Origin of the sequence: Streptomyces sp. enrichment culture (genome assembly GCF_964272895.1) — a bacterium.
Lineage (GTDB): Bacteria > Actinomycetota > Actinomycetes > Streptomycetales > Streptomycetaceae > Streptomyces.
Genome location: NZ_OZ186832.1, coordinates 1 through 19,841, shown reverse-complemented (window position 1 = coordinate 19,841; position 19,841 = coordinate 1). Strand labels below are relative to the sequence as shown.

Genomic DNA, 19,841 nt, shown 5'->3' with positions numbered 1-19,841 from the left:
TGGTCGAACTGTCCGGTGTCCGGCCTGTCCGCGGTCGTCTGGCGGTGCCTGTGCGCTGCCTGGCGGCACCGGGTGCTGCAGTACTCGCCCGGCCGTCCCGTGGCTTGAGGATGTCGCTGCCCGCCGCACGGCTGCACGTGGGCTGAGAAGGCCCTGGCGCTTTACCGGACGTCGATGTAGTCGCCGGGGGCGTTGGCGGGGCCGGTCGTGGTGTTGCCGGGGTAGCTGTAGCGCCAGTAGCCGTCACGGGTGGCGGTGACGGTGGTCTTGAGGTAGCCGGTGGAGCTGGCGGTGACGGTTTTGACGGTGGTGTAGGTGCCGGTGGGGGTGCGGAACTGCAGGCGTACGGGCTGGCCCGCGTAGCGGTAGTACCGGGAGTCGTTCCAGCTGACGCGGCTGAGGGCGCCGGTGACGGTGATCGGCTTTCCCTTGGTGACGGGTTCGGGGGCGGCGTTGGCCGTCACGTTGGAATCGCGCAGCAGGCTGAGGGACGCTGCTGACTTGCGGTGGTAGTCGCCGTCGAGTGCGACGGCGTTGACGTAGAGGCGCCAGGTGCCGGCGTCGGCATTCTGGAACCAGTTCTCGTCCATGAAGAACTCGAAGGTGCACCGCGTGGCGGTTGCGTCGAAGGCGGTGCACGGGGGCTTGTCTGCGGCTCCCAAGCCGCCTGTGGGTGCGGTGGCAGGTCCTCGGTACAACCAGGCGTCGATGTAGTCGATGCCGGCGGGGTCGGTGGCGGTGACGGTGGCGGTGAAGGAGGTTTGCGTGGGAGCCGCGATCACGAGAGGGCGGCCGCCGTTGACGGGGGCGGCCAGGATCTGCGTGTCGCCCTGTCGGGTTTCCGCTGTGGCCGTCGATGCGCTCAGGCACAGAACCGTGAGTGAGGCGACGCCGGTTGCGGCGGCACGCTTGCCCATGTGTGAAACCCCCAGGTGGAACGCCGGTCCCTGAACTGCGCGATCAGGGAGGATCGATGCGGCGGGCGGATTCTATTGCTTGGCGTCACACGTCCTTTTGATCACCTCTTGGATGTGCGGGCCGTTGCCCCGGTGGGGTTCACCGGGGCAACGGCCGAGGCGGCGGCCGGACGGTGGTTCGGCTCAGGACAGCGCTTTGTAGGTCTGCCAGCCGGTGCCGATTCTCACTGCCCGGTTGAAGGTCCCGGTCCCCGCACCGGCGTGCCGGTGGAGGTTTCCGCTGGTGTCGCGGGCGACGAGGTCGGCCTTGCCGTCACCGGTGATGTCCCCGACGCCGACGACCGTGTCGTACGTGCTGCCCCAGCCGGCGGCCAGTTTCACGCGGGCGGTGAAGGTGCCGTTGCCCCTGCCGGTGTACCGGTAGTGGTTGTTGTACTTGTCCTGCACGAGCAGGTCGCCGATGCCGTCGCCGTTGAGGTCGCCGGCGCCGACGATCTTCTTGTAGATCGTCCAGTTGTCGGCGAGTTTCACGCGCGCCGCGAGCTTGCCGGTTCTGGTGCCCTTGTACAGGTACACCGTGCCGGTCGAGGCGTTGCGGGCGATCAGATCCGGCAGGCCGTCGCCTGTGACGTCTGCGGGTGAGGTGAGCACGTCGTACTGGTTCCATCCGGTGCCCAGCGCCGTGTACGGCGTCGTCGCCTTCGCTACGGTGCCGCAGGCGGGCTTGTACAGCCGCAGACTGCCGTCGCCGGGCCGGACGAGGACGTCGGCGCAGCGGTCGTTGTTCAGGTCGCCGATCGGAATCGCGCGGGCCGATGCGGGCCATCCGGTCGAGGACACGGTCCCGGAGAACTTCCCGGCCCCGTCGCCCCGGTGGAAGGTCAGCGTTCCGGCGGAGTTCACCGTCAGCAGGTCGCCGATGCCGTCGGGCAGCGACGAGGCGCCGATGTGGTCGCGCCACACGGCTGTGCCGCCGGTCAGACGCACGGTGCCGGACTGCACCAGGGGTGCGCCCTGCCCGTCCGCGGGCTGGGCGGTCAGTGTCCAGGTATACGAGCCGTTCGGAAGCAGTCCGCCGCGGGCATCGCGGCCGTCCCACTTCGCCGCGATCGAGTACTGCGCTGCTCCGCCGCTGCGGGTGGCCACCAACCGCCCGGTGCCCTTGTGCCGCAGCTCCACCTTCCAGGAGGCGGCCGGTTCGGACAACCACCACTCACCGCGCCAGGACAGCGGCGTGGAGTCCGTCTCCGTGCGGGTGGTGACGCTCTTGTACGGGGAGATGAGGGCCGCTGCGGGCCGGCCGGTGTGCAGGACGTGGACGGCCTGGCCGGCGGTGGTGTAGGCGAGGCCACCGTCACGGGGGTCGATCGCCACCAGCCCCGCCGCATCGGTCCACCATTGCCGCACGGCCGTCCCCGTGCCCAGCCCGTACACGGCCAGCGCCTGCCCGCTGCGGACGGCGACGAGACCGTCTCCCAGGAACGCCTGCCCGGCCGACGCAAGCCGGATGTTCTTCTTGGTGTGCAGGTCGTACACGCCTGCGGTGTCGGCCGTGCTGGTGTTGCACTTCCAGTACAGCCACCGGCCCACCCCCTGCAGCTCGAACATGTTGGTGCACCCGGTGCCCGCCGCGAAAGAGGTGAGCGGGGCGCCGGTGCGCGCGTCCTTCGCGGTCACCGTGCCGCCGGGGGCGGAGGTGAACAAGGTGGTGCCCCACAGCGCGCTCGTGCGGTAGGGCTCGGTGTGCAGGACCTTGCCGGTGTCGATGTCGATGACCCGCAGTTCCTCACTGCCGCCCGCCGGTGTCCCGGCGACCAGCACCAGGTTCCCGGACGCCCCCAGAATCCTCATCTGGGGACGGACGTCGTCGAAGGAGTCCTGCAGCCCCGTCTCCCGCGGGGTGCCGGGAAAGACCTCGCCGTTTCCTACGACGAACAGCTCGGGCTCCAGCCCACTGTCTCCGATCACCGCTGCGCGGTACACGGTTCGGCCGTCCCCCGTGGGGAACAGCTCGGGGCATGACAGCTCGTAGGGGTTGCAGGTGTCATACAGCTCAGGCAGGCTGCCGGCCCGCACTCGCGCACCGTAGCCGGGTACGGCCGTGGTGAGCGGCCGGGCGTAGGGCAGGGTGGCTCCGTCACCGCTCTCCAGGCTGCGGACCGTGCCGTGATCGAGTGTCAGCTGCCGAATCTGCATCGGGACGGGAGCGATGCGCAGGACTCTGGTCGCCCGCGGCACGCCGTCCGCGGCGGCGGTGACGGCCTGGTAGCCGTAGTCCTCGGCCGACTGTCCGCCGACGAGCTGCACTCCGCCGTCCGGCCGCACGGCAACGCGGTCCGCCACCGCCCGGGCGAGCAGCGTACGCTCGCCCGATCCGTCAAAGGGAGCGGCCACGATTCTCCAGATCGACGCCCCGTGCGTCCTGGAGCCGAGTGAGGGGTCGTAGCGGGCGACGATCAGCGAGTCGCCGACGACACCGACAACCTTGGCGTCGGTCAGGTTGATCTGCACCTCGCGCACGGGTGTGTCGAGCCGGGCCTGCTCGTAGATCTGCACGCCGCCCGGCTGGGGGAGGACCAGGTGCCGGGCCGTCACCACGGTGTTCGTGAAACTCGTGCCGCCGGGCAGCAGCGTGGCCTGCGCGGTGTCCAGGTTGACCCATACGGTCAGGCCGGCGTCCTGCCCGGGCCTCTTCAGCACGGCGAGGAATCCCTGAAGACCTGCCCGCCCCACGGCGATGATGGAGGAGTCTTCGGGAAGCCCTGTCACCCGGCGGTCGATGGTGGTCCCGTTGTCGCTGTTGAGCAGGTGGAACTCGGTCCACTGCCCCTCGGCCGTGGCCCCGCCCTTGGTCACCACGGTGGTCCCGACGGTCCTGTCGTAGGTCTGCCCGGCCGCAACCGTGACGGTGGCGGTCTCGTCGGTGACCATGTTCCGCAGCACGACGTCGCGGCTGCCGGCCGGACGCAGGGCCACGACGTCCGACGCCGCCCCGTGGTACTCCAGGGGATTCATCGGGTGCGTGCCCTCGAGCTTGCGGGTCGATCCGTCGACTCCGGTCCACTGCAGGCTTGAGGGACCGCCGGTGGTGGTGGCGTAGTGCAGGAACCCGGAGGGTCCGACGCTTGCCACGGAGCCGTAGCCCGGCGTGACACGCAACGTCGCTGGAATGATGGTCTCGCCGAACGTTCCGGTCTCAGCGGACGCCTCCCAGGCGACCGGGCCGACCGTCAAGGACAGCGCCACGGCCACAGCGGCAGCCGCACGCAGGTGTGCACGGGCATGACGAGCCAACAGGACCCCTCCCCAAGGACACGAGACAGAACACGCACCGCATTGGGTGTCGCCAGCCCCCGGCCGATCGCGTCCGCCTCATCGAAAGTCAGGTGATCTTACAGCCCGTACGCGGGTCCCGGAGCAAGGGGTTTCTGGTCACACCGTTTCGCCAACAGACGCCCTGGTTCCGGTTTCTTTGTACGTTCCCTCTGTCGTTTGGGTGTTGCCGGACAGACACACACCGGCGAGGAGCGCGCTGTGTTGAGACGAACGCCGGTTCTTTTTGACGGTGCGCTCAAGGCGGCATGGCGCGGGCTGCTTCTGGCTGGCGTCCATGCGTGGGCGCCGGGCGTAGGGCCCGTGAGTGCACCGATGGGTGCTGACGCCATGACCGGTCGGAACGACCGGAGGGAGAGCGGAGGGTCTGTCCAGCCAAGGTGCCGGGGTCCGGCGCTGCAGGGCAGCGCAGCCCGCTGGTCCACCTGCGGCCTGGTCCCGTGTGCTGCGGCTACCGGATCGATGCCGGGTTTCGGCTTGCTACGGGCCTGCGGCAACCGGTCGGTGTCACAGGGGGCCCGCCGGCCGGAGCCGGTGGCATCCACTGGGGCCTTGGTATTCGCGGGCGCATGAGGAGCGGCCGGAACTGGTTGCTTCACCCGGGAAGCGGGCTGAAGCACGTAATGTCCGGACATCTAGTTGATCGTCTGGTGGAGCGTCAGGGAACGCGTTTCGGCTGGTCAGGGCATATTCGGACATCTTTTCGTGACCTGCACCACACCTGATTGACCCGAATCAGTGACCCCGCTTTTACTCTCTGCATTCTGTGAGAGCTATGTGTCCTGGAGATGGGATCTGTGAAAGTTTGGCGGGGTGGGGCGCCGGTACGGCGGGCGCGAATAACAAGAGCAGGGGTGTTGGGGGGCCTTGTTGCCGCCTCGCTGGTGGTGACGGCGCTGCCCGTGCTGCCGATACCGGCGACGGCCGGTTCCGCAGCCGCGGCTGAGACGTCCACGAGCGTGGTCGACGAGGCCACCGCGATAGCGCAGGCGAAGGCCTCCGGGCAGCAGGTGGAGGTGACGGCGGCGCGCAGCGAGTACACCACCACGCACGCCAATCCCGACGGCACACTCACGCTGACACAGTCCACAACTCCCCAGCGCGTCAAGCAGGACGACGGCACCTGGGGACAGGTTGACCCCACGCTCGAGCGGCGCTCGGATGGGCGTATCGCCCCGAAGGGGGCGGTGGTCGACCTGTCGTTCTCCGGTGGCGGCTCAGGCGCCGACATGCTGCGTCTGGGCAAGGACGGCCGGTCCCTCACCCTGGGCTGGGCCAACACCCTCCCATCACCGGTCCTTGACGGTGCGACGGCCACCTACCCAAACGTGCTCGACGGCGTGGACCTGCAGCTGACCGCCACCGCCGAGGGTTACCGCGAAGTCCTGGTCGTCAAGACGCCCCAGGCCGCACAGAACCCCGCGCTCGAACAGGTGGAGCTCACGGCCCGCGGTGACGGGCTGACGGTGGTCCCGGGCGCCGGCGGCGGCCTGCGCGCCCTCGACGACGACGGCAACGCCATCTTCCGCGGGCCCGCAGGCCAGATGTGGGACTCCGCCGGTGACACCGAATCAGGCACCCAGCCCCAGCTGATGCGCGCCTCCACCACCGCCGAAACCAGCGAAGGCGAAACCGGCGAAGGCGAGCCCGAAGACCCGGCGCAACCCGGCGACGGAGACGCCAGCGCGATCCTGCCCGTGCAGGTCCAGGACGGCTCCATCACCGTGCAGCCCGACCTCGACCTGCTGCGCGGCCCGGACACCGTCTACCCCGTCTACATCGACCCGCCGGTCGGCCTCGGCGCGCAGGAACGCACCAAGATCTCCTCCGACGGCGACAAGTTCTGGATGTTCGACGGCGACAAGGGCGTCGGCAAGTGCGGCAGCGCGGACGGCTACTACTGCGGCGGCGGCTACATCGACCGCATGTACTTCGAGTTCGCCCCCACCGCCCTGTCCGGCAAGCACATCCTGGACGCCACCTTCCGAGCCCGCGAGACCTGGTCCTTCAACTGCGACGCCCACACCGTCGACCTCAAGCGCACCAACAACATCTCCGAAGCCACCAGCTGGCCCGGACCATCCCAGCTCGACCACCTGGGCGACCGCTCCGTGTCCGCCGGCCGCGGCACCCTGTGCTCACCCGACCAGCCTGACGCGTGGATCGAGTTCAACGACAATGCCGGCGAGACGGACGAGAACCGTCCGCTCCTTCGCCAGCACCAGCACCGTCCGCTCCTTCGCCAGCGGCTCCTTCAGCCGCCTCACGCTGATGCTGCGCGCCCACGACGAGACCGAGCCGCGCGCCTGGAAACGGTTCGACGACAACGCCGAACTGCAGGTCATCTACGCCTACAAGCCCGGTGTCCCGACCAACGTCGGGATCATCCCTGGCACCGGCACGACCGCATACTGCGACCCGTCCGCCGACCCTCTCGTCGTCACGATGGAGACACCGAAGGTTCAGGCACGGGTGCAGACCCAGGTCCCCTCGACGTCCGGCGCCCTGTTGCAGGCCGAGTTCGCCCTGGAGCGGCGCGGCACCGACAACATCTGGCGCCAGATCTGGACGGGCCACAGCCCGGATGCCGGCTGGGATCCGGACAACACCGTGGAGAGGATGGAAACGGCTGAGCTTGCCGACGGGTACATGTACCGGGTGAAGGCGCGTACCCAGTCGCACTGGACCTACAACACCGTCCCTGGCGACCTGTGGTCCTCCTACAGCTCCTGGTGCTACTTCAAGGTGGATGCGACCGCGCCAAAGGCGCCGCGGATCACGTCGGTCTCCCCTTACACCGTGGATGCTCCACCGCGCCAAAGGCGCCGCGGATCACGTCGGTCTCCCCTTACACCTTGTGCTCCACGGTCTGTGAGGGCAAGGGCGGCCCGGGCATACCCGGAACGTTCCGCTTCGAGCCGAACACCGCCGACATCATCAACGGCACCACCGATGTCACGGCTTACGAGTGGAAATTGCTGTCCACCCCGGCCAAGAGCGTGCCCCGCGGATCCACCCTCTCGACGACAGTGAACAACGTAACCCCACCGCTGGCAGGCACCCAGGTGCTCTCCGTGAGAGCCAAGGACGCGTACCGCCTGGGCGCCTGGCAGGAGTTCATCTTCAAGGTGGCCCCTGCGTCGGGTGCCGTGGGGCGCTGGCACATGGTTCCGGGTGCTGCTACGACGACCGCCACCGACACCGCCGAGGAGGGCACCACCCGACACCACGCCACTCTGACCGGCAGCGGGACGGGATGGTCCGACCAGGCGCGCCGCGGGGAAGACGACTCTTCCCTGCGCCTGAACGACTACACAACGGTTCCTACACAGACCGGCTACGCGGCCACATCCGCACCCGCGGTCAACACCCGCGGGGACTCTTCCCTGCGCCTGAACGACTACACAACGGTTCCTACACAGACCGGCTACGCGGCCACATCCGCACCCGCGGTCAACACCCGTGACTCGTTCACCGTCTCCGCTTGGGTGCAGCTGACCGACGCCTCCGCCAACCGGGTCGTGCTGTCGGCCCCCGGCACCAACGGCAGTGCCTTCGCGCTGTACTACTCGAGCGCCGCGAAGAAGTGGGTGTTCAACCGCACGGACAAGGACGTGGCCAGCCCCGCCTATATCCGGTCGGTGGCAGACCAGGAGAGTCCGCAGCTGAATGTGTGGACCCACGTCGCGGGCGTGTTCAAGACAGAAGGCGACGACAACCTCCCCGACACCGATCCCGCCAACGACACCATCCAGCTGTTCATCAACGGCCGCCCCCAGGGCCAGCCGGTCGTCCTGTCCCAGACGGCCAGCACCTACACCCCCTGGACAGCCACCGGCGGACTGCAGTTCGGCCGCTTCAAGTCCGCCGGCGCCTACAGCTCTTACCACGTCGGTCTGATCGACGAGGTCGCCGTATGGCAGCGCTTCATGGCCCCTGAGCAGCTCGCAGGCGCCTACAGCTCTTACCAGCCCGGGTGCTGCAGAACGGGGAAGCCCGGGTGCTGCAACGAACTCGTCGCCCATTGGGACGCCACCACAGCCACGGGCACACAGATGCGGGAACTCTCGGCCTACCCGGTGCCCGCCATGACGGTGTCCGGTACGGTGATCAACGAGGAGGACAACGCGCTGTTCCTGGACGGCACAGCCAGTTACGCCTCCGCCGCAGGGCCGGTGGTCGACGAGACGGGTTCCTTCACCGTTGCCGCCAAGCTGCGGTTGGACGCGGCAGGCCTGGCGAGTAAGCCGGTCGGATACCGGGCTCAGATAGCCGGACAGCGTCTGGGCGGGGAGTCGTCGTGGGCGCTGTGGGTGACCAAACCGTCTGAAACCACGTACCTATGGGAGTTCACCCGCACCGCTGTGGGCTCCGACGGAACGGCCACGCAGAGTGCCGTCGTGCCGGAGGTCGTGACGATGTCCAGTGACTGGGTGGCCGTCACGGGGGTCTTCGATGCCCAGGACGGCAAGCTGCGCCTGTTCGTCGAGCAGGCACCTGCGCAGAGTGCCGTCGTGCCGGAGGTCGTGACGATGTCCAGTGACTGGGTGCCGGCTTCACCAGCCCCGTCGAGCAGGGCAGCGGAGAGGTGAGCCTGGGCCGTGGAACTGCGGCTGGCACCACCGGAAACTACCTGCCCGGCGGAGTGGAGAGTCTGCGCGTGTGGACTGGCGCGATGACGGCTGATCAGGTCAGCTCCCAGGTCCTGAACCCGGTCCGCATCTGAGCTTTGCCCGCCCGCTGTGAGGGCGACAGACGCCAATACGTCTGTCGCCTGCACAGTCCTCACCCTTGCCGTGCGCTCGCGGCACGGCGATCCCCTCTTGTCCATGGCCAGGCGCAGTGCTGCCTGGCTCGAGTCAGGAAGACATCACGTGAATCCCTTCGGCATACCCCGGCCCGGTCCGGGCCGCGGGAGCGGAAGCAGCAGACGCTGGACCAGGCGCCTGGCCATCCTCACCGGCCTGGCGCTGCTCCCCGGCCTGCTCACCCCCGTCGCCCCGCTCGGCCAAGGTCACCCCCTTCAGCGCGAAGGCGGACAAGAGAACCGCGGCGATCGTGAACAAGGTCGCCCAGGCTGACCGCACGGCGGCCGAGCGTGCCCGCCGTGACCAGCAGCACGCCACCGTTTGGCCCACAGCAGGCAAGGCAACCTTGGACCTGGCAGCCCAGGTCACTGCGAGGACGGCAGCAGGATCTCTGCCCGTTACGGCCGCCGCCCCCGCCAAGGGCAAGAAGGCGAAGTCCCTTGTCGTTGAGGTCTTGGACCACAGGGACGCGACCGCACTGGGCGTCAAGGGCGTAGTGCTCAAGATCACGGCCCCTGCCGGTGGCAAGGCCCGCCTCGGCGTGAATTACTCGGCTTTCGCGTCCGCATACGGGGGTGACTGGGCCGGACGCCTGCGGATGTTCCGCCTGCCCGACTGTGCCGACACCAGCCCAGCCAAGGCGTGCTGGCTTTCGCCGCATACGGGGGTGACTGGGCCGGACGCCTGCGGACCCGCACCGAACTGGCCTCCACCAACGACCGCGTCCAGCAGAACGTCACGAGCACGCTGAGCATGCCGGCCCGCAGCGAGCCGATGATGCTGGCACTGGCCGCCGGCGCCCAGTCGGGTGCCGGCGATTACAAGGCCACCCCGCTGTCCTCGTCCTCCACCTGGGAAGCAGGCGGCGGCTCGGGGACCTTCACCTGGTCCTACCCCCTGCGAGTCCCCCCAGCCGCGGCAGGCCCTCAGCCTAGCCTCGCGATCTCCTACGACTCCGGCAACGTCGACGGGCGCACCGCCACCACCAACAACCAGGCCAGCCAGGTAGGCGAGGGCTTCGAGATCACCTCGTCCTACATCGAGCGCAAGTACGGCTCCTGCGACGACGACGGCCAGACTGACAAGCACGACTTGTGCTGGAAGTACGACAATGCCTCCCTCGTCCTGAACGGCAAGGCCACCGAACTGGTCAACGGTCAAGGACACAGAAGGCGTCTGGCGGCTCAAGAACGACGACGCCTCCACCGTCATCCAGGGCAACGGCGTTCAGAACGGTGATGACGATGGCGAGTACTGGACCGTCATCACCGGCAACGGCACCAAATACGTTTTCGGCCTGAACAAGCTCGAAGGCGCGGGAACGGACGACCGCACCAACTCCGTCTGGACGGTCCCGGTCTTCGGTGATGACGACAAGGAACCCGGCTTCGAAGACGGCACCACCTTCTCCAGCCGCGCCAGGACCCAGGCATGGCGATGGAACCTCGACTACGTCGAAGACACCCACGGCAACGCCAGCTCCTACTGGTACACCGCCGAAACCAACCACTACGACAAGCTCGGTGACGACACCATCGGCACCGAGTACGTGCGCGGCGGCTACCTACGGGAAATCCGCTACGGCCAGCGCCTCGGTGCCCTGTTCACTGCCACTCCGGCAGCTTCGAACAAGGTCGTCTTCAGCTACGACGAACGCTGCGAGGCCACCGGCACCGGCTGCGACGCGCTCACCGAAACGACGCGCGACAACTGGCCCGACGTGCCGTTCGACGCGGTGTGCAAGGCCGACGTGAAGTGCACCGGCAACACCGGGCCGACGTTCTTCACCCGCAAGCGCCTGACTGCCATCACCACCTACGCCTGGAACGCGAACGCCGCCACCCCGGCTTACGAACCCGTCGATGCATGGGCGCTCAAGCAGCGCTACCTCGATCCAGGCGACACAGGGGACACTGCCGACCAGTCGTTGTGGCTGGAAGAAATCCGTCACACCGGCAAGCGCGGCACCGACCTCTCCCTGGACCCGGTCAAGTTCGGTCACGAGATGATGGCCAACCGCGTCGACGGCCCCGACAACATCTTGCCGCTGCACCGGCCGCGGCTGAAGACCGTCACCTCCGAAACCGGCGCCCAGACGATCGTCACCTACCTGCCCGCCGACTGCGCCTACGGCCAGACCATGCCCAAGGTCGACACCAACACCAAGCGCTGCTACCCGGTGTACTGGTCACCCAACGGCGAACAGGAACCCATCCTCGACTGGTTCCAGAAGTACCCGGTCAGCGCCGTCTCCGTCACCGACCCTGAAGGCGGCGGCCTCGCCGTACAGCACTCCTACCACTACCCGTCAACCGGCGGTGCCTGGCACTACAACGAGGACCCGCTGACCCCTGCCAAGGAACGCACCTGGTCCATCTGGCGCGGCTTCGAGCGCGTCACCCACCTCACCGGCGTTTCCACCGGCACCCAGAGCAAGACCGTCACTGTCTTCATGCGCGGCATGCACGGCGACCGTGTCCTGGGCCCCGACGGCAAGACCCCCGACCCGACCGCCCGTAAGACCGCCACCGTCACCGGCATCAAGGCCGCAGAGATCACCGACCTCGACCAGTACGCCGGATTCACCCGCGAGACCGTCACCTACAACGGCAGCACCGAAGTAGGCGGCACGGTCAACGACCCCTGGTCCAAGCGCACAGCGACCCAGCACAAGTCGTACGCGGACACCGAGGCCTACTACGTCCGCACCGCGGCCACCCACACCCGCACCAACATCACCAGTGGCATCACACCCCGAGACCGGATCCGTACCGTCAGAACGACCTACGACGACTACGGCATGGCGGAGACCGTCGAAGACGAAGGCGACGAAGCCGTCACCGGCGACGAGAAGTGCACCCGCACCTGGTACGCCCGCAACGACAGCGCAGGCATCAACGCCCTCGTCTCCCGCAGTCGCACCGTCGCCAAGACCTGTGCGACCACCGACACGAGCCTGGACCTGCCCGCGGACTCAGCCCGCCCCGGTGACGTCATCACTGACATCGCCACCGTCTACGACAACCCCACCGCCACCGCCTGGTCCGCAACCCAGCGGCCCACCAAGGGCGAGGCGACCTGGGCCGGCCGAGCCAAGGGCTACGGCACCGACGACGCCCCCCTGTGGCAGAAGGTTGCCACAAGGTCACCGACCAGCTACGACACCCTCGGCCGCACCCTGACCGTCAAGGACACCAACGGCCAACTGGTCGCCAGCACCACCTACACCCCGGCAGCCACAGGCCCGCTGACCGCCACCGCAGTCGAGAACGTCAAGGCCCACAAGACCACCACCACGGTCGACTTCGCCACCGGCGCGACGACCAAGGTCACCGACCCGAACGGCAAGGTCACCGAGTCCGAGTACGACAGCCTCGGACGCCTGACCAAGGTCTGGCTGCCCAACCGCCTCAAGGCCCTGGGCAAGACTCCCAACTACGTCTACGCCTACAACGTCACCAGCACCGACATGTCATGGGTGTCCACCAGCACCCTCAAGGGAGACGCGACCGGCTACAACACCACTTACGCTTTCTACGACTCTCAGCTGCGCCCCCGTCAGACCCAGTCACCGACCCCTCAGGGCGGCCGCCTGATCACGGTGACCCTCTACGACACGCGCGGTATGGCTGTCAGCCAGCACAACGACATCTGGGACAGCACCACTCTGCCCGAACCAAACGCAGCCGAGACTTACGGCGGCCAGGCACCCATCCAGACGGACACCACATACGATGGCGCCGGCCGTGCCATCAAGGCCGAAACGAAGATCTACGGCGCCACCCGCTGGACGACCACCACCACCTACACCGGAGATACGGTCTCCTCCAGCGCTCCCAACGGCGGCCAGGCCACAGCCGTCGTCACCAACGCGCTCGGCCAGGTGATCGAACGCCGGGAATACGCGGGCCCGCAGCCGACCGGCACGCAGTACACGACCACCGGTTTCACCTACCACCCGGCCGGCCAGCAGAAGACCATCACCGGCCCCGATCAGTCCAAGTGGACTTACACCTACGACCTGTTCGGCCGCCAGGTCGCCACCACCGACCCCGACAAGGGCAGCACAGCCACCCAATACAACGACCTCGACCAGGTCATCAGCACCACCCCGAACGCCGACGACAGCAAGAAGCTGCTGTACGGCTACGACGAACTCGGCCGCAAGACCGGCATGTGGCAGAAGGACAAGACGGCTGCCAACCAGCTCGCCGCCTGGACCTTCGACACCACCGCCAAGGGACAGCCCTACGAAGCCACCCGCTACGACGGCGGTGCCGTCGCTACCGGCAAGGCGTACACCAAGAGGATCAACGCCTACGACACCCTCTACAACGTCACCAGCAGCGAACTCCTCCTCCCCGACGGTGATCCGCTCAAGGCACAACTGGGAACGACGCCACTGAAGTTCACTGCCGCCTACCGGATTGACGGCACCGTGAGCCAGACCGGCTCACCGGCCGTGGGCGGCCTGCCGTCCGAGATCGTCTCCTACACCTACAACGCCACCGGCCAGCAGCTCACTTCGAAGGGAACCACCGGCTACCTGCAGGGAGCTGCGTTCTCCCCCCAAGGCGACCTCCGCCAGCTCAGGCTCGGCACCGACGGCGTGTCCGGCAAGCAGGCATACATCACCAACTCCTCAGGCTCGGCACCGACGGCGTGTCCGGCGAGAACGGCACCCGCCGCCTCACCGGAATCCAGGTCACCGACGACATCCACAGCTACCCGCTGCAGGACCTCACCTTCACCCAGGACGACGCCGGCAACGTCACATCCATTTTCGACACCACCACACTCGGCGGCACCGCCAAGCCCGACCACCAGTGCTTCACCTACGACGGCTACAGCCGCATGACCGAAGCCTGGACCCCCAAGACCGCCGACTGCGCAGCAACCGGACGCACCGTCGCCAGCATCGACGGCTCGGCCCCCTACTGGACCTCCTACACCTACAACCAGGCAGGCCAGCGCGCGACCGAGATAAAGCACACGTCGACCGGCGACGCGACCACGACGTACACCTACAACGACACCACCAAGGACACCAAACCCCACACACTCGACAAGACCACCGGCGCCCGAACCGCTAGCTACACCTACGACAGCAGCGGAAACACCACCTCCCGCCCCGGACCGACCGCACAGCAGACCGGGCGACGGCGACACCATCCTCTACCTCGGCGACACCGAAGTCCGCCTCACTGTTAAGGGCACAACCAAGACCCTCAGCGGCACCCGCTACCGCCGCGACGGCCAGACCATGGAGTGGAACGCCGAGGGTGAGCTGTCCAAGCTGACGGAAGGCACCAAGCAAACCGGCTACCTCTACGACGCCAACGGCGACCTGCTCATCCGCAGGGCCACGGGCGACGGCGACACCATCCTCTACCTCGGCGACACCGAAGTCCGCCTCACTGTTAAGGGCACAACCAAGACCCTCAGCGGCACCCGCTACTACACCGCGAACGGCCAGACCATCGCCGTCCGCACGGCGACCTCGGGCGTCACGGGCTCGAAGCTCAGCTTCCTGGCCTCCGACCACCACGGCACCTCCAACGTCGCCATGGAAGCAGGCACCTTCACCTTCACGAAGCGCTACACGACCCCGTTCGGCGCCCCGCGTGGCACCAGCCCCGGCACCTGGCCCGACGACAAGGCCTTCCTGGGCAAGCCGGCCGACAGCACAACCGGCCTGACACACATCGGGGCCCGAGAATACGATCCGGCCATCGGCCATTCATCAGCGTCGACCCGCTCCTGGAACTCGACAAGCACCAAACAGTCAACGGCTACTCCTACACCGCCCAGAACCCGGCCACCTTCTCCGACCCCAGCGGTATGGCCCTTGACTGTGGTAATGGCGGGGCATACGGATGCCCGGACGACGGCGACCCCATGCCCGAGGGACCGGACGACTCCGGCAATGGCCTCAACTACGGCGACAGCAGGGGAAGCGATGGTCCCGCTCCCAGCCAGGGGGGTGGCGGCACCGCAAGCGCAGGTAGTCCGGGCCAGCCGACAGGATCGCCTACGTGCGGTGTCGTTCCGCTCGCCCTGTGCGGATACTCACCCGGCCCCGACGTCGGCCCCGGACCGTCCAACCTGCCCTACATACCCCCCGGCATCGCGCACCCCGACTACCTCAAGGCGCGGGACTGCGCCGTTGTGCCTGTTCTGCTCAGCTGCAATCCCGAGGACGCAATCCTGGGCGGAGGCGACGATGACCTTCGGACGATCGGTCTGAAGTGGGCCGCCGGGCTCCTCGACGGTTCCACCACCTACGGTGACGACAGCCGCGTTGCCCAACAGGTTGCTATGAGCGACATCACGGCCGCGCAGCGCCAGAGTATTCAGCGTCTATGGATGCGGGGTGAGCTAGAGGGCGATCTCGAGCCGTACTTCATCGGAAGCAAGGACACGGCGGGTAAAATCAAACAATTTCTAGCCGATCAGTGGTCCATCGCGACCGGAGACCACAATACGGCGACCGCGGTTCTAGGCTCATATACGGCGCGTTACAAGATCCTTCGCGCGAACACGACAGGTATCCAGGCAAGGATAACGATCGAGAACAACATGACGATGTCCTCATTCGCGCACATAGCGACTGGTTATGGCACTGCTGCAGACCGAATGGTGCAGCGCTATGATCATGATGGGATCGTAGCGAGTCGACCCTTCACGTCGGGAAGCGCGATGCAATCGCACTTCATGACGATCACCTTCCGTGTGATGATTCCCATGTGATGGACAGGACGGGTACGTGACCGAGCATCGACACAGTCAGACGCCATGCGCAAGCGAGGGGAAGCAGTTTTGAGGTGGGCAGCGCTGTCGTGCGTCGCAATCGTCGGCGTGTCCAGCTGCTACGCCTCCACCGACTACGGAACATATCCGGAAGGGAAGATAGTCCAAAGTGGGTCATTGGTGCGCGAGTGGACTGGCGAAGGGGAACAGTTGGTCCTGAAGGCGAACGATGCCTTCTCGGCGTCCAGGCTCCAGCTTAGGTACTTCCAGTGTCCTTCGGATGGAATCCAGCGGAAGTCGGGTGATGGTAGCTGGAGCACGATCGAAGATGGTGGCTCCACATCCGTATTGATTCGGTTCGAAGATGGCTGCTCTGCCACTCTGTGGGCCGGTGAGTCCGAGGGTAGGACGGTTCTCTGGGCTACGCAGGGAGGGGAGGGGCGCGCCCTCATCCTGCGATGAACGAGTCACCTTGCTGCAGGGGTGAGAGGCCCACACCGCACTGAAGTTTCCCCGTGTCCAAGATCACGGGGAAACTTCCCCCAGTGAACTGTGCTGGGGCACGACAATGCCTGCATCACTCTCAAGGGCCCGGCACTGCCACTCTAACCTCGACCTTGCAGAGGGTTCGTCAGCTTGTTGACGGACCCTTTCTGCTCCTGCAGAGGGGAGATTTCCGCTTGCGGGCATGCTGGTGGCGCATCGAGTGGGCGCCGGGTTCCCACGGCTCCGGGGTGTGAACCGTCCCGGCGGCCACGACGGCTAGCCCCGCGCCGGAATCAGCTCGAGGAACACTCATCGGTTAACAGAGCACCCCGAGCTCCCCGTTCGGGAACGCTGCCCGAGCCACCCTCGCCGTCTCGACCAGTATCGTCCCAGCCTCCCTGGCCGCATCGACATCGTCCCGAACCGGCCACCTGTCGGAACCTGCCGACGAGGCTTTTGGCACGGTCATTCTCCACGCCTAGGAGGCTTTTGGCACGGTCATTCTCCACGCCTAGGAGTTCAGCGGCATGTCGGCACCGTCCTCTCCCACGCCGGTGATGATGAGCCCGCCGCGTGCGTTGGCCAGCGCGGCGCAATCATTGGCGTTCTCTCGGTTGTCCTTGACGCCGTCGGCGTCGCGCTTCCAGTCGAGGTCCTCCGCCTCGCCCAGGCCGATCGATATGGCCTGGGCGAGCATCTCGGCGGTTACAAGGCCGGGCAGTACTGCCGAACCTTGCCATAGCTAAGGGCAGCCGAGATGTCACCCCAGCCCTCCTTCACCTCGAACTAATGGCTGTCCCGTAACTGCTGGTCGGAGCGAGCCGGTACTGTCCACCGGCGTCAGCCGAAGAGGAGGTCGACGTCCTTCTCGATGCAGAGCTGCAGGACGACCACCAACTGGCGGGCGTCGTCTATGTGCCGTTGGAGCAGTGGGTCGGTGCTTCCGCCTTGGGACTGTTCGGCGATCTCCTGCAGGCGGGGCAGGATCTTGGCGCACTGGGCCGGAGTGAGGTCGGGGCCGTCATCATCGGGATGATTGAGGAGTGGTGCCAGGGTGGTGCAGACGTCGTTCCAAGGGCGCTGTCCGCCGAAGCCGTGCATCTCGTCCAGTGCGAACCCCTCGGCCTGTGCCAGCCACCGCCGGAACACTCCGAAGCCGGTGTAGGACCACGAGACGTCTGGGCTGCTGGTGTCATCGTCTCCTGGGAACAGAACGAGCCCCACATGTCCTCCTCATTGACCGTGCACACAGGATCGGCCTCAGGGAAGGCCACCAGCAACTGAAATGATCTCGCTGTGGCTGGTGTGATCACGGCGTCGGAGTCCTCCTGGATAGCCCCGTTCACTGGGCTGAGCCCTCGGCAGTTCGGCAAGCTGGTCACCGCGCTGCGGCGCGAGGGCGCCGACCCGATCCGCAAAGGCCGGCCCTGGAGCCTGCCACTGGAGGACCGAGTGTTGCTGGTCGCCGCCTACTGGCGCACGAACCTCACACTGCGCCAATTGGCGCCGCTGTTCGGGGTGTCGAAGTCGGCGGCCGACCGCATCATCGACGACCTCGGCCCGTCGCTCGCGTTCCAGCCCCGCAGAAGGTTCCGCAAGGACACCGTGCTGATTGTGGACGGCACCTTGGTGCCCACCCGCGACCACAGCATCGCCGAGCAGTCGAAGAACTACCGGTACTCCACCAACCACCAGGTCGTCATCGACGCGGACACTCGGCTCGTCGTCGCCGTCGGCCGGCCAGTGACCGGCAACCGCAACGACTGCAAGGCGTGGGAATCGTCTGGCGCGAAGAACACCGTCGGCCACACCACGGTGATCGCGGACGGCGGCTACCGCGGCACCGGTCTGGTCATCCCGCACCGTCGTGAACGCGGCCAGGCCGAACTCCCGGCCTGGAAAGAAGAGCACAACCGTTCGCACCGAAAGGTCCGCGCCCGCATCGAGCACGCCTTCGCCCGCATGAAGACCTGGAAAATCCTCCGCGACTGCCGCCTGAAAGGCAACGGGGTTCACTACGCCATGCTCGGCATCGCCCGGCTCCACACCCTCACCATTGCCGGATGACCGGGAAACAACGCTGGTCAACCAGCATGCCGAGATCATTTACGGGACAACACTTACTCAACCACAGCAGCCACTGCCAGCACTTTCGCAACGGGCCCTGGACATCGTTTGACGACCCGGCTACCACTTCACCCCGAGCTGCTTCAGGTCTGCGCGGCGGGCCTCTGTGAGTCCTGCGGTTCGGCGTTTGACGTTGTTGAGCCATGTGCCGAGGCGTACCTGGGTGCCGTCGTCGAGGTGTTCGGTGTGGTGTCTGGGTACGACGAGGTGGCCTTCGCGCTCGTAGAACTGTCGTGCGGCGGTGATGCTGGCGTTCCATCGTTCGTCTTGTGATCGTCGTTTGGGCTGTTCCGCCTCGTCTTCGGCGGGTTGGAGTCCGAGGACGCTTTTGAGGAGCCATTGCTGGGCGGGCAGGAGTGTGTCCCATGCGTGCCGCTGCGCCTTGACCCAGGCTCCGAGGTCTTCGCCTTGGGCGATGATCTGGCCTGGGTTGTGTGGGAGGGTGCCGCCGGCGGCGAGGTGGGTGCGGGTGAGGTGGAAGGTGCGTTGCCAGGCGATGTCCCATCCGGTAGGGCACCAGGCCGGATCGAGGGCTTCGAGGGCCTCCATACGGCTGTCAGGAGGCTCCCCGGCCCCGGAGGGCACTGTCTCGCCCGCAGCGCGTCGTTCAGCGTTGTGCAAAGTTCTGCGGGCGGCGGCGCGTTGGTTCTTGGCCCATACGCCGATGGGGAAGCCTTCCCATACGGCGTTGGTGGGTGGGAGGAAGTGTCCGTGGGCGGCGGTGTACGAGCGGGCGACGGCAATGCCCTGTTCCCAGGCGATGTCGTGGTGGGACCAGACCATCCCCAGGGCCTCGAGCTGCTCGACGCGCCCCGCGTCGAGGTCACCGGCGTTGTAGTAGCGGCGTTGGTCGGCGATCCATACCCCGAGCGGGAACCCGGCGGTGCCGGCCCACTGGTCGGGGGCCCGGTAGTCCTGGGGCACGCGTAGCTGCGTGTTGCCGGTTTCGCGGAGCCACCTTGTGGCGGCCTGGATGCCGATCGGCGCCAGTAGGTGTTCTCGGGGTCGATGACCCGCAGTTGCACGAACTGGGCCAGGAGGGCGGGATCGCGTTCCTCGCTGAACCGCAGCAGCTGGGCCGCCGCCCGGCTCCCCGTGACCGTGCTCTCCTCTTCGACTAGAGCCTCCTCCTCGAGGCCCGGAACCTGGTCTTCGAGGGCCTGGCCGTCCCCGCGATCCGTGAAGCGTGCACCGCGCTCGCTGTGTTCGAGACTGCCGCGGTGGCCGGTGCGGGGGCGGGGGTCGGCGAGGGCTTCGATGGTGTCACTGTCATGCGCCCGCAACGCACCGAGGACCTTGGCGAGGGTGCCGTAGGCCGGTGAGGTGAGCATTTCATCGGGCTCTTCACCTGGTGCGAGGAACACCGGCACGACCAAGGACGCAATTTTCCCTTCGCCGGGCCGGATACGCAGGGCGCGTC

At 67.0% G+C, this 19,841-nt stretch carries 10 protein-coding genes and 1 pseudogene; 6 read left to right on the top strand and 5 right to left on the bottom strand.

What is annotated here, in order from left to right; genetic code table 11:
- Nucleotides 1-161 precede the first annotated feature (161 nt).
- The gene (locus tag ACSU6M_RS00055; protein ID WP_437065887.1) at nt 162-917 is read right to left on the bottom strand and encodes a calcium-binding protein; all 756 of its coding nucleotides are present in this window, start codon (nt 915-917) and stop codon (nt 162-164) included.
- A 183-nt stretch (nt 918-1,100) separates the two neighbouring features.
- Nucleotides 1,101-4,163: an FG-GAP-like repeat-containing protein gene (locus tag ACSU6M_RS00050; RefSeq protein WP_437065885.1), complete on the bottom strand. Its 3,063-nt coding sequence runs from the start codon at nt 4,161-4,163 to the stop codon at nt 1,101-1,103.
- A 974-nt stretch (nt 4,164-5,137) separates the two neighbouring features.
- Between ACSU6M_RS00050 and ACSU6M_RS00045 the strand changes: the two genes are divergently transcribed.
- From ACSU6M_RS00045 to ACSU6M_RS00025, 5 genes and pseudogenes are all read left to right on the top strand, one after another.
- Nucleotides 5,138-6,883, top strand: coding sequence for a hypothetical protein (locus ACSU6M_RS00045; protein ID WP_437065883.1), 1,746 nt, complete (start codon nt 5,138-5,140; stop codon nt 6,881-6,883).
- 222 nt (nt 6,884-7,105) lie between these two features.
- Entirely contained in the window at nt 7,106-8,842 is a 1,737-nt protein-coding gene (locus tag ACSU6M_RS00040) for a LamG domain-containing protein (RefSeq protein ID WP_437065882.1), read from the top strand.
- Nucleotides 8,843-9,700: 858 nt separating this feature from the next.
- Nucleotides 9,701-10,297 carry a hypothetical protein gene (locus ACSU6M_RS00035; RefSeq protein ID WP_437065881.1) on the top strand — a complete coding sequence of 199 codons (597 nt, stop codon included), beginning with the start codon at nt 9,701-9,703 and terminating at the stop codon, nt 10,295-10,297.
- A 3,432-nt stretch (nt 10,298-13,729) separates the two neighbouring features.
- A pseudogene (locus tag ACSU6M_RS00030) lies at nt 13,730-14,429 on the top strand (hypothetical protein); the annotation flags it as partial.
- 797 nt (nt 14,430-15,226) lie between these two features.
- Entirely contained in the window at nt 15,227-15,808 is a 582-nt protein-coding gene (locus tag ACSU6M_RS00025; RefSeq protein ID WP_437075459.1) for a hypothetical protein, read from the top strand.
- 997 nt (nt 15,809-16,805) lie between these two features.
- On the opposite strand, the gene ACSU6M_RS00020 is transcribed toward ACSU6M_RS00025, so the two are convergent.
- Together ACSU6M_RS00020 and ACSU6M_RS00015 are read right to left on the bottom strand one after the other, a co-directional pair.
- The gene (locus ACSU6M_RS00020; protein ID WP_437065879.1) at nt 16,806-16,991 is read right to left on the bottom strand and encodes a hypothetical protein; all 186 of its coding nucleotides are present in this window, start codon (nt 16,989-16,991) and stop codon (nt 16,806-16,808) included.
- Nucleotides 16,992-17,134: 143 nt separating this feature from the next.
- Nucleotides 17,135-17,518 (bottom strand): hypothetical protein, encoded by a 384-nt coding sequence (locus tag ACSU6M_RS00015; RefSeq protein WP_437065877.1) that lies wholly within the window; start codon nt 17,516-17,518, stop codon nt 17,135-17,137.
- 72 nt (nt 17,519-17,590) lie between these two features.
- On the opposite strand from ACSU6M_RS00015, the gene ACSU6M_RS00010 reads away from it, so the two are divergent.
- Nucleotides 17,591-18,361: a transposase gene (locus tag ACSU6M_RS00010; RefSeq protein WP_437065875.1), complete on the top strand. Its 771-nt coding sequence runs from the start codon at nt 17,591-17,593 to the stop codon at nt 18,359-18,361.
- Between the two features lie 120 nt (nt 18,362-18,481).
- Here ACSU6M_RS00010 and ACSU6M_RS00005 read toward each other — a convergent pair whose 3' ends face one another.
- Nucleotides 18,482-19,345, bottom strand: coding sequence for a helicase associated domain-containing protein (locus ACSU6M_RS00005; RefSeq protein ID WP_437065873.1), 864 nt, complete (start codon nt 19,343-19,345; stop codon nt 18,482-18,484).
- Between the last annotated feature and the right edge of the window lie 496 nt (nt 19,346-19,841).

Excerpts from the sequence above, each read along its gene's own strand:
- ACSU6M_RS00055 (WP_437065887.1), bottom strand. The coding sequence starts at position 917 with ATGGGCAAGCGTGCCGCCGCAACCGGCGTCGCCTCACTCACGGTTCTG.
- ACSU6M_RS00020 (WP_437065879.1), bottom strand. The coding sequence starts at position 16,991 with ATGCTCGCCCAGGCCATATCGATCGGCCTGGGCGAGGCGGAGGACCTC.